This is a genomic window from Leptospira abararensis, assembly GCF_016918735.1.
In the GTDB taxonomy this organism is placed as follows: Bacteria; Spirochaetota; Leptospiria; order Leptospirales; family Leptospiraceae; genus Leptospira_A; species Leptospira_A abararensis.
In genome coordinates this window covers 1-11,394 of the sequence record NZ_JAFFPR010000040.1, presented here as the reverse complement: position 1 = coordinate 11,394, position 11,394 = coordinate 1, and the positions used below count along the sequence as shown (strand labels likewise).

General features: G+C 34.7%; 12 protein-coding genes. All 12 read left to right on the top strand.

Going from position 1 to position 11,394, the window contains the following annotated elements; translation table 11 throughout:
• Positions 1-206, top strand: a 206-nt coding sequence (locus JWG40_RS12285; RefSeq protein WP_332470684.1) for a PIN domain-containing protein, incomplete at its 5' end; no start/stop codon positions are given.
• A 257-nt stretch (positions 207-463) separates the two neighbouring features.
• Complete coding sequence (locus tag JWG40_RS12280; protein ID WP_205286091.1) at positions 464-1,492, top strand: hypothetical protein; 1,029 nt, start codon at positions 464-466, stop codon at positions 1,490-1,492.
• Between the two features lie 672 nt (positions 1,493-2,164).
• Positions 2,165-2,998, top strand: coding sequence for a hypothetical protein (locus JWG40_RS12275; protein WP_205286090.1), 834 nt, complete (start codon positions 2,165-2,167; stop codon positions 2,996-2,998).
• Positions 2,999-3,592: 594 nt separating this feature from the next.
• The gene (locus JWG40_RS12270; protein ID WP_205286089.1) at positions 3,593-4,228 is read left to right on the top strand and encodes a hypothetical protein; all 636 of its coding nucleotides are present in this window, start codon (positions 3,593-3,595) and stop codon (positions 4,226-4,228) included.
• A 211-nt stretch (positions 4,229-4,439) separates the two neighbouring features.
• Entirely contained in the window at positions 4,440-5,729 is a 1,290-nt protein-coding gene (locus JWG40_RS12265) for a hypothetical protein (protein WP_205286088.1), read from the top strand.
• 299 nt (positions 5,730-6,028) lie between these two features.
• Complete coding sequence (locus JWG40_RS12260) at positions 6,029-6,229, top strand: type II toxin-antitoxin system VapB family antitoxin (RefSeq protein WP_015680201.1); 201 nt, start codon at positions 6,029-6,031, stop codon at positions 6,227-6,229.
• Positions 6,226-6,615: a PIN domain-containing protein gene (locus JWG40_RS12255; protein WP_205286087.1), complete on the top strand. Its 390-nt coding sequence runs from the start codon at positions 6,226-6,228 to the stop codon at positions 6,613-6,615. The genes JWG40_RS12260 and JWG40_RS12255 overlap by 4 nt, the downstream gene beginning before the upstream one ends.
• Positions 6,616-6,867: 252 nt before the next feature.
• A complete protein-coding gene (locus JWG40_RS12250) occupies positions 6,868-7,587 on the top strand; it encodes an MORN repeat-containing protein (RefSeq protein ID WP_205286086.1) in 720 nt (239 codons plus the stop codon).
• A gap of 313 nt (positions 7,588-7,900) precedes the next feature.
• Positions 7,901-8,266 (top strand): hypothetical protein, encoded by a 366-nt coding sequence (locus tag JWG40_RS12245; protein ID WP_135657331.1) that lies wholly within the window; start codon positions 7,901-7,903, stop codon positions 8,264-8,266.
• Entirely contained in the window at positions 8,250-8,585 is a 336-nt protein-coding gene (locus tag JWG40_RS12240; RefSeq protein WP_205286085.1) for a helix-turn-helix domain-containing protein, read from the top strand. Before JWG40_RS12245 ends, JWG40_RS12240 begins: the two co-directional genes overlap by 17 nt.
• 618 nt (positions 8,586-9,203) lie before the next feature.
• Entirely contained in the window at positions 9,204-10,160 is a 957-nt protein-coding gene (locus JWG40_RS12235; protein WP_205286084.1) for a hypothetical protein, read from the top strand.
• A gap of 197 nt (positions 10,161-10,357) precedes the next feature.
• A complete protein-coding gene (locus JWG40_RS12230; RefSeq protein ID WP_205286083.1) occupies positions 10,358-11,320 on the top strand; it encodes a hypothetical protein in 963 nt (320 codons plus the stop codon).
• Positions 11,321-11,394 lie beyond the last annotated feature (74 nt).

The window sequence follows — 11,394 nt, the reverse complement described above, 5'->3', positions numbered from 1 at the left end:
CAAACAAGGATCATATTCTAGCTGCACAATTAAGAAATGATTTAGCAAAAAAAGGTATTACCGTTGCTTCGATCGATATCTTAATTGCTCAAATAGCTATTTCAAACAATTTAATACTAGCTTCTTATGATTCTGATTTCGAAAAAATTGCTAAAAATTCAAAGCTAAGAACCTTAAACTTTGAACAATATTACATCAAAAAATAAAACACGCAACTGCAACTAACAGCGACTTACCGCTACGCTTCGGCACTAGGCCTCGCTCGGCCTACGGCAAATTCCCCTTCTGGCATTCGCCTTGCATTCGCAAGCTACATGCCAGTCCCTAACGTCCCGTTACCGGGACTCAGGGTCGGGGAACTTCGGTAAGTCTAGTTCGTTAAGCGACATGCCCTAAAATAATTTTGAATTAACAGATTTTTTGTCCTACCAATCATTTATGATAAATTAAATAGAGGAATTGCATGCAAAATTCATATGTCGGTGATGTAACCGATTTTTTTAAATTTCTAATTCTAAGGAAGTTGACGGAAATTTCTATCTCTGCTTTGGCTATTAACTGGTATGTCCCACATCAACAGATAGTTTCGAAGGAAAAAGGAACAGATGGGAAGAAACTATCTTGGATTGACGATAAATCGATGGAAGTTCTAGATACTCATTTATTTTCAGAATTGAGTAAAATTGCTAATTCTCCAAATAGAAATCTAGAAAGTTTTGAAAATTCAAAAATACTAAATTCTGATACTTTATTCTATGGCGAAGAGATTCCTTTATCTTATAAAGACGGTAAAACTGACCGCGAACTAAGACGTAAGTGGTTTCATGAATTTCTAAATAAAATTGATTCACATAACTTTATTTTTCTGGATCCAGACAATGGTTTTAAAATCGATGATCGCAGAAATAAACCCTCACAAAAACACGTTTTGGACAATGAAATTCTCGAAATATATAATAAAGGGAAATCAATAATCTTAATAAATTTTAGAGATAGATCACCTTCCGAGAAATATGACGACAAACTTTATTCAATAGCAAACTTAATAGGAAAACCCATACCAATACACTCAATAAGAGTTAGGAAAAATGGATTTAAGGATTTTATTTTTATACCTCAAGCTAAAGACGTCGAGGTATTCGAGAAATTATATACCGAAATAGTAAAAGATAATAATTTTTTTGAAATTGTCGGTATTTCTTCTGGAAAATTTTTCACTAGAGATACATTCAATTTGGTTCCAGTCAAAACTGAAAAATTGAATAGCAGAAGATTTTCGGAAAATGAGCAAATCGAATTTGATAATTTTTACGATGATGAATTTTGCGATATTGAAGTAAAAACTTATCAAGATCTGCTAAAAGACACTATTGATAAAGTTAATAATATCGAAGGTTTATCATTAGAAAAAAATGAAAAAGCGAGAGAAGAACTTGAATATCACATTATGAAAGCAATCAAAATTTTTACAATTAGGTATTTAAATTTATAGGGCACATCGCTTAACAGCGACTTACCGCTACGCTTCGGCACAAGGCCTCGCTCGGCCTCCGGCAAATTGTCCTCCTGTCACTCGCCTTGCTTACGCAAGCTACGTGCCAGTCCCTAACGTCCCGTCCGGGACTCAGGGTCGGACAACTTCGGTAAGTCTAGTTCGTTAATTGCAATTAGTTAATTCTATTCAAAAAAACCAGCGCGCAATTTTTCTTAAAAGGTGAAAGTCCAACTTTGCTCAATTCAATAATAGATCTTTATATCGGTTTTATTACTTCGTTAATGATTCAGGCGTTTTAAAGAAAAGAATAAGAATTAAGAGATTTATTTCGCTACATTTCCTATTATTTTTTCGTCACGGTTTGCATGATTCAAAAATGATTGTCGGGCTTTGAAGACCAAGAATAAGAAAGAAAATTTGCGCGCTGGGATTTCAAACACTTCGTATTATTAGCAAATACAACACAAAACCAACTGCAATTAACTACCGCTAACCACTTCGCTTCGGGACTTCGCCCTCGCTCGGCCTTCGGCACATAGGCTTTTGTCACTCCTCTTGCTTACGCAAGCCTCGTGCCAATCCCTAACGCCTCCGTACGGAGGCTCAGGGTCAGCCTACGTTGGTTAGCTAGTTCGTTATACGACATGCATTTAAAATTTAAGGATCAAAATGAAAAACATTAAAAAAACAATACTCCTACAGCTTGCTTTAATACTTATACTTCAGTCTTCGTTATTTTCACAATCTTCGGATATTGAAGATGTAACAGCAATAAAGACATTTTATAGTTCTGACAAAAAAAAACGAGTAGAACTCTTAAAACATAATTTCTATGATTCTCGCTGCCTTGATGATTTTCCGGTTTCTTTAGACAGAAATTCAGAAATATGTCAATTACGTATCTACAATAACATCACAAATAATGTTGAATATCGTATTGTTGCAGAAGATGAAAAACAACAAAATTATAAAGCATGTCCAAATATACAATTCCCATTATCTCTAGCATACGGATTTCAGTCGCTAAAAAATGACAAATTAATCTTCTTTGTTAACTATGAATGGTATGCTATAGACGATCCAGCTATTGAGTATTTCGAATTCGATTGGAAGACCTGTGAAACAAAAAGCCTATGGAAATATTCTGAGTCTCACTGCCCCGATTACTGTCAATTTATTACTTTTTTAAAAGTAGGAAATAATAATTATACATTCTATTACAACGAATTAACCAAAACTGTAGATGGAGAAAAAAGCTTAAAATCTAATAAATCAACTCCCAAGAAATCTTCCTTTGAATTTTTCTTTCATGAAGGCAAAAAATTTCCTATACTAAAGAAAAATATTTCGAAAAATTTATTCAAAATCCCTGTGACAAATGAACCCTATCATTCTAATCAAACAATTGGAACAAGACCTGACTTTCCAAATATCATCGTTTATGTGGATGGAAAAGATTTTCAGCTGAATCTGAAAAACCTAAAATTAAAAAAACTAGAATAAATGCACGTCGTATAACAGCACCTTAACGCTTCGCTTCGGGTCTACGCCCTCGCTCGGTCTGCGACACATAGGCTTCTGGCACTCCCCTTGCTTACGCAAGTGTCGTTCCAGTCCCTAACGTCCCGTTCGGGACTCAGGGCCAGCCTACGTCGTTAAGGCTATTTCGTTAATTGCAATTAGTTGATCAAAAGAAGAAAACGCGCAAATTTTTTTAGGAAGATGTTGTCGATTTAAGCTTTGGAAGAGAACAATTTAAGCCTTTCTCTCCATTTAAGTGCAGTTTGTTATTTATGCTTTCTAAGAATTAAGAGAAAATTTGCGCTCACTTTTGTTGACCTTTCGACTCTACTCTTTTACTATAATAACTAACTGCAATTAACAGCGCCTTACCGCTCGCTCAGGGCCTTATCCACTTCGCCTCAGATTTCTGAAAAAATCTGGATCTCGTGGGGCCTTCGCTCGGCCTAAAGGCACATTCCGTGTTACGCTAACGCCTCTTTCAGAGGCTCAGCTACACGAAACGTCGGTAAGCCTAATTCGTTATGCGAAACGGATTAAATATATTTTGAAAAAATTAATAAAAAAAGGTAAAAAATGAACGAAATAATCAATTTAGCAGCGGCGATTTCTTCTATAATTTTAGCGTTATTAAGTATAACCATTTCAATCTGGTTTTTTATACTTTCTAAAAAAACTGAGAAAGAGACCTCAATATCTTTAAGCAAAATTGAAACTCAAGCTGATTCTCTTCAAAAACTTAACAGTAAGTGGATGGATAAATTAACAAACTATGTGACTACTGATCGCCCTAATCCAGTTGATACACATTTTTCTAAACTAATTGAAATAATTACTACGCGACAAATTACATTATCAAACACTATCTCCAATGATTTACCAAGAGATTACAATAGTTTAGACAACGATCAAATAAGTAATTTGGTATCATGTTATATAGGACTTCTATTCTATTCTGGACAGACGAACTATTGGTCTCAGGGATATATGCCCAAAATAGAAGAATTTATCGAAAGTGATCCATTTCATAATTCAATTAAGAAAATAATAGATACTAGTTATAGCGATTACTTTTTTATATTAAATATTCTCAATCAAATTGACCAATCATATATAGACGGAAACGCACTCCAAGGTCTTTATAGAGAGTCAATAGATACAATTCAACCTAGCATCAAAAATGTAGCGGATTTATTACTTTCTAAACAATGAAAACCGAAGTGTTTTAAAATCCGCATCGCATAACAGCGCCTTAACGCTTCGCTTCGGGTCTTCGCCCTCGCTTGGCCTTTGGCACATAGGCTTCTGGCACTCCCCTTGCTTACGCAAGTGTCGTTCCAGTCCCTAACGTCCCGTTCCGGGACTCAGGGCCAGCCTACGTCGTTAAGGCTATTTCGTTATACGCTATCAAGGAAATATAAATATGACAGAAGAACAAAACAATCATTCAACTGAAAATGGAACAGAAGGTACCGAAAACATTAAACCTTCACTTTTCGAACTTGAAAATAAGTTAAATGAGCAAATCAAAAAAACTGCCACACTCGAAACTTTAATTCAAAAACTAACAGAAGAAATTCCAAATTTAAATACGACATTAGAAGCAGAAATAGCAAAAACAAATGAATCCTTAAATAAGAGTTTTGAAGAATTTCAAAAACAATTAAAGAATGTAAAAGATTTGTCTGCTAGTAGTGAAGAAATATATCAAACATCCCGAAATTTTCACGAAGAAATTACAAAAAACTACAATTCCATTTTCGGATATGTATCACTTGAACGTAAATATTTAACTGAAGAAGAAGAGAAGAATATAACGACCAATGATGAAAAAGAATTTTTTAATGAAAAAGAACTAAAAACTGCAAAATTTAAGGATGGAAGTATTAAGAAATTTTTCATGATAGAAAAGACAAACGCTGGCGTTCTCGACCAATTAAAAAATAGAGAAATTGAATTTCAAAACTTTATTAAATTTGCAGGAGAAAAACTCGATGGCATAAATGTCCAGAATCAGAATCAATTTAATACACTTCTTGAAAAAAATAATCTTAAATATGAGGATTTGCTTAAGAAAATCTCGGCCCTTTATCAAGATGCTATTGGAGTTGGACTTGCAGGTGCATATAATAAAGCAAAAGCATCTCATCGGTTCTCGTTAAATCTTTGGACTGCAATTCTCGTTGTAAGTGTTTTAGGAATGCTTGCCGTCCCGATTTCAATGGAAATATGGGTATTCACAGAGAAACTAGTAAAGATAGAATCTGTAGTAGGAATAATAAAAAGAGTTTTTTCTTACCTACCCTTTATATCTCCTATGGTCTTCCTTGCATACATTGCAACGAAAAACATGAATGGTTACCGTAGAATGTTTGAAGAGTACCTTTATAAAGAAAGCACATCTCTAACTTACGAAGCACTTAAACGAGAAATAACCACTTTTGAGGATAGTAAACTAAGCGCAGAATTCGCAACTCAGCTATTAAGACAAAATTTGCAAGCAGCAGAAGATAATCCAAGTAAGTACCTTGATAAAATAGATGGAGATTTACCCACTGATATTCTTAAAAGTATAATGCATGGTAGAAAAATAAATATCAGTATCGGTGGATTATTCGGTACCAAAGTTAAAGTGGAGAGTATTGATAAAGAATTTTTACCTAACACACCAAACCCAGTAAGTAAAGACACCAAGAAGGCTGATAATCCTTGACAGCGTATAACTGCCGCTAACCACTTCGCTTCGGGACGAGCCCTCGCTCGGTCTGCGACACATAGGCTTCTGGCACTCCCCTTGCCTGCGCAAGTGTCGTTCCAGTCCCTAACGTCCCGTTCCGGGACTCAGGGCCAGCCTACGTCGGTTAGCTTGTTCGTTATGCGTAATGACCGAATGTATGCCTCAGGACATGGGTAACAGAAATATTAAAGAAAAAGAAATAATTAGAATTTCTTAACTTTTACCATTGGGCCAAAAAAACAGAACTTGACTTATGCATAGAAAATAATAGAATTATGCATAAGATGAGAACAACAATAGATATACCAGAAGAGTTAGTTTTAGAAGCGATGAAACTTACTCACATCAAAACTAAAACAGACGTAATTAAAGAAGGTTTAAATACATTAATTAGAAAAGAAAAGTTGAAAAACCTGAAAAATTTCAAAGGAACCATCGATCTTGATATAAATCTTAATGAATTAAGAAAAAGATGAATCAGGTTTTATTAGATTCTTCCGTTTGGATCGAATATTTTAGAAATTCTAATTCCAAAGTCTCTTCAGAGGTTGATAAATTGATCGATATAGGAAATATTTTTACAAATCAATTAATATTGACTGAAATAATCCCATATCTTAAAGCCAAAAAACAAAATCAATTAATTCAAATAATGGAATCAATTGAAACTTTTGAAATGTTTATAGATTGGAAACAAATTATCGAATTTCAGATAACAAACCTTAAAAATGGAATCAATAAAATTGGCATTCCGGATTTACTGATTCTTCAAAATACTATTCAAAATCAATGCACTTTATTCACTTTGGATAAACATTTCAAACTAATGAGTAAAGTCCATAAGCTTGATCTTTATAATTAGGTCACTACGCATAACAGCGGGGAAACGCTTCGCTTCGGCACTACGGCCTCGCTTGGGCTGCGCCACATTCCTCTCCCTCACGCTTCTCGCTCCGCAAGAAGGCGCGCCGACGCTAACGCCTACTCCGTAGGCTCAGCTACGAGGAACGTCGTCTCCCCTAGTTCGTTATGCGACATTTTTGATTTCAGTCGTAAATTAATTTCTCATAGACAAGATAATTCTTTTTTCAAATATTTGACCATGGTGCAAAGTATGAAGACAATTTTAATCTCAATGCTATTATTAACTTTTTTTATTTCGTGTAGTTCTTCAATGCTAAGGTGTGCTGAAGAAAACGCATGTCAAAACAATAAAGGCAGATATGTCGCAAAGGGAGAATTCAAAGATGTTTATGAAGGGACCACTAAAATAAGTCCTTTTTTTAATTTTTGGTTCGATCGTATTTTACCCTATGGTTATGGCAAAATGTTATATATTCAAGAAAAGCCAGGATACGTACGATACGAATCACTTATCCATTCTTATGAAGGAGAATGGGATTGGATTCAGCCAAACCCAAACATAGATTACAAAAGTGTATATCATGGAAAAGGAATAAAGACGATGAAAGATGGAACTGTCATTGATACTGAGTGGAATTATGGTGATCATAAAATTGGCTCAAAAGGTAAAATAACTTTTAAGGATGGGAGAATAATCTCTGGCATTTGGGGTAAATATTTTCTCTGCTCAGGAAATTGTTTAAATGGATCAGGAAGTTGGTCTAGTTCTTTAGGAGGTTGGATTCAAACAGGAACATTCACTAATGGAAGTCTCAATGGATACGGAACTGAAGAAACAAATGAATATATTTTTACAGGAATTTTCGAAAAGAACGCAAAAATTTCGGGAAAAGTAAAATGCAAGGTAGAAGTAACAAATTGCAAAAATTCAATTCCAGGCGGCTTTCACTCAAAATTAATTTTTGAATAAAAACGTCGCATAACAGCGCCTTACCGCTACGCTTCGGGACAAGCCCTCGCTCGGGCTCTGCCACATTCCTCTCCGGCACGTCTCTTGCATCCGCAAGATCCAGTGCCGACGCTAACGCCTGCCTTGGCAGGCTCAGCTACGAGGAACGTCGGTAAGGCTTCTTCGTTAGCCGAAAGTTCGGGGAAGACGCCGCATCCGTGCGGCGGTTAAAAGAAAATAATTTTAACATATCATATTTCGTTAATTAAATTGCATTAATAGTAGATAAAAATTCAAATTGACAATACCCTACTCAGTAGGGATAGTTGTTCTATTGAAACGATTATTCATCCATTTTCAGGATTTTGATCAATTTTGGAGAAATGCAAAGCTTGGAGATGAAGATCTTCTTGAGTTTCAATCTTACCTTCTCGAAAATCCAAAATCTGGGGTGGTCATTTCAGGCTCTAATGGATTAAGAAAAGTTAGATGGAAAAAGAAACACACCGGAAAGAGTTCGGGCATACGAGTTTTTTATTTAGACTTAGAAGAATTTGGTACTACTTTCCTAATTTCCTTAATTGAAAAAAATGAACAGGAAAACCTATCGAAAGCTCAATTGAAGATACTTTCTGAATTAGTTCAAAATTTAAAAGATAATATGAAAAAAGGGAGAATCAAAAATGGAAAAACAAAATAAAGATAAATTATTCAATAGCCTTGTTAAAGGATTAAATGATGCCATTGATTACTCTAGTGGAAAAAATATAAAGGGCGTTCAAGCTAGAATTGTTTCCATTCCTAAACTACCTACTTTTAAAGGGAAAGAAATCAAAAGCATAAGAAATAAATTACATTTAACTCAGAATGTATTTGCTCAAACACTTGGTGTTTCCGAGAAAACTATCGAAGCCTGGGAATCCGGAAGAAATATTCCACAAGGTCCTGCTCAAAGAATGCTTTTCGTTCTTAAAAATAATTCAAATGCACTAGACGTCTTAGGTGTTAAATACGGCTAATTAATAGTGCGACATCCTTGTCGCAAATCCCGAACCTTCGGCTAACTGCCGCTAACCACTTCGCTTCGGGACTTCGCCCTCGCTCGGCCTTCGGCACATAGGCTTTTGTCACTCCTCTTGCTTACGCAAGCCTCGTGCCAATCCCTAACGCCTCTCCGAGGCTCAGGGCCAGCCTACGTCGGTTAGCTAGTTCGTTAATTGCAATTAGTTGATCCAAAGAAGAATACGCGCAAATTTTTTTAGGAAGCTGTTGTCGATTTAAGCTTTGGAAGAGAACAATTTAAGCCTTTCTCTCCATTTAAGTGCAGTTTGTTATTTATGCTTTCTAAGAATTAAGAGAAAATTTGCGCTCACTTTTGTTGACCTTTCGACTCTACTCTTTTACTATAATAACTAACTGCAATTAACAGCGGCTTACCGCTCGCTCAAGGCCTTGTCCACTTCGCCTCAGATTTCTGAGGAAATCTGGATCTCGTGGGGCCTTCGCTCGGCCTAAAGGCACATTCCGTGTTACGCTAACGCCTCTAATGAGGCTCAGCTACACGAAACGTCGGTAAGCCTAATTCGTTATATGCAATTGCCAAAATTAATTATTAATAATGCCATAAGGATGAAGATATGCAAAAAATGACTTTTAGGCTATCTGATGATCTATTACGACTTGCACATGAAAATCACGATCATTGTATTTCCTGTAATTATCATTTTAAAGATGGGGATGGCACTCATTTAGGTTATAATGACAAAAATGAACTTCTTTATGTATGTACAACATGCTCCAATCAACTAGTCGAAACTGCAGTCAGATTTCTTTACATTCCAAATCCATTTGAGACACCTGAATCCACATGCGTTCTTTGGCGTTACATGGACTTCCCAGCATATTTAAGCATGTTGTCTAAATCAGCTTTGTACTTTTCAAATGCGGAAGCACTAACTGATAAATTCGAAGGTGCAAAAGGAATTATAGCAAATAAAGAAAAATGGGATAACCATTATTATACATTTTTTACTAGAGTTATAACACAAAATTCAATTGAGAATAATTTAAATCAAACTCCCGAACAAATTGAAAAAGAAGCTATTCGATTATTAAATGATTTAAATAAATCGGGTGAACGAGATAGGAAACAAAAATTTGTAAGCTGCTGGCACGAAAATCAACATGAATCAGAAGCAATGTGGAGACTTTATTCTAGCTATCTAAGCAACGCTATCGCAATCAAAACTAACTTTCAATCTTTATATGAATCTCTAGGTAAAAAGCATACTATCAAAATTGGAAGAATTAAATATATAGATTACACAAACGATTTTACCGGTGTTAACGATTCATTTTGGCGTAAACGGAAGTCTTTTGAACATGAAAAAGAGGTCAGAGCTCTGATACATGATTCAAATTGCTCAGAAAATGGACAAAATATATCTTGTAACCTTAATATTTTGATTCATGAGGTAATTCTATCACCAAGCGCGGAAGATTGGTTTATTGAATTAGTCAAAGATATCAGCTCTAAATATGCATTAAGCGCTAATATAAAAAAATCTAATTTAAATGAACAACCATTCTACTGAATCTTTAGATCTCTTGGCAACTGCATATAACAGCGCCTAACCGCTTCGCTTCGGGACGAGCCCTCGCTCGGTCTACGACACATAGGCTTCTGGCACTCCCCTTGCATTCGCAAGTGTCGTTCCAGTCCCTAACGTCCCGTTGGGACTCAGGGTCAGCCTACGTCGGTTAGCCTAGTTCGTTAGGCGCAATTAGTTAAATGATTATATTAGACACAAATATCCTCTATGAATTATCTTACAAAGGTTCAATAGATAAACAAAGAATTATTACAAATTACTTGCGAACAGAGAATAAATTTACAAACTTGATCTCTTTCTTAGAATTGACTTTAGAATTTTCACCAATTGAATCGAGAAAAATAATAATTGATCATGATATTTCTGTAGTTACTCCGTTTCCAGAATCATCAGATTTAGATAAAAAATCTAATGAATATTTCAGGAAAATTGCAAGTTCTGAAGATAGTCTATTTGAATTTCAGAAAGCTTTAAAAGAAAAACTTGACGAACAATTCCAGAAATCATACCAAATTTTTACTCAAATCATGCTTTCTGTATTTAGTTATTCTGCTGTGTTTTCTCATATAAACAATCCAACTTTAATTGATGTAAAAAATTATGAACACATAAACATATTTATCAAAGATAACATTCCTAATTTAATTAAACCATTCATTGAAAATTTTTTTCTGAATACACGGTTAGAAAAAAGTAAATCGTTAAATTCATCATTAAACTCTATTACTTTGGCTTTTTCGATTTACCTAGACATTTTATTATTTTGCAATAAAAATCAAATAGATTACCTAGAATATTTAAAAGCAAATCCGGATATTATAAATTTAAATAAAGAATATATATTTTCAAAGAAGATTAAAAAATATACTAAAGAAAATCAAAAAAATATCAAAGATATGTATTCTCAGAAAAATTCCATTGCAGACATCTCATTAAATTATATTACAGATATAATTCTAGAATATATAACTAATAACAGGCAAATTAGAATGAACGATATTTTAGACGCAATGATTATCTCATCAATTAAAAACTATCGATTATTAACTTTTGATAATAAAATGCTCGATTTTCTAAGAAAGCACGATCAAAAATCATTTCAATTTTCAATTAAATTAAAAAAATTAACTAACTGCGCCTAACAGCATGGAAACGCTGCGCTTCGGCACAAGGCCTCGCTTGGGCTACGCCACATTTCCCTTCTGTCACTCGTTTG

Coding starts and splice junctions, on each gene's coding strand:
- JWG40_RS12280 (WP_205286091.1), top strand. CDS start 464: ATGCAAAATTCATATGTCGGTGATGTAACCGATTTTTTTAAATTTCTA.
- JWG40_RS12235 (WP_205286084.1), top strand. CDS start 9,204: ATGCAAAAAATGACTTTTAGGCTATCTGATGATCTATTACGACTTGCA.
- JWG40_RS12255 (WP_205286087.1), top strand. CDS start 6,226: ATGAATCAGGTTTTATTAGATTCTTCCGTTTGGATCGAATATTTTAGA.
- JWG40_RS12265 (WP_205286088.1), top strand. CDS start 4,440: ATGACAGAAGAACAAAACAATCATTCAACTGAAAATGGAACAGAAGGT.
- JWG40_RS12275 (WP_205286090.1), top strand. CDS start 2,165: ATGAAAAACATTAAAAAAACAATACTCCTACAGCTTGCTTTAATACTT.
- JWG40_RS12230 (WP_205286083.1), top strand. CDS start 10,358: ATGATTATATTAGACACAAATATCCTCTATGAATTATCTTACAAAGGT.
- JWG40_RS12240 (WP_205286085.1), top strand. CDS start 8,250: ATGGAAAAACAAAATAAAGATAAATTATTCAATAGCCTTGTTAAAGGA.
- JWG40_RS12260 (WP_015680201.1), top strand. CDS start 6,029: ATGCATAAGATGAGAACAACAATAGATATACCAGAAGAGTTAGTTTTA.
- JWG40_RS12250 (WP_205286086.1), top strand. CDS start 6,868: ATGAAGACAATTTTAATCTCAATGCTATTATTAACTTTTTTTATTTCG.
- JWG40_RS12270 (WP_205286089.1), top strand. CDS start 3,593: ATGAACGAAATAATCAATTTAGCAGCGGCGATTTCTTCTATAATTTTA.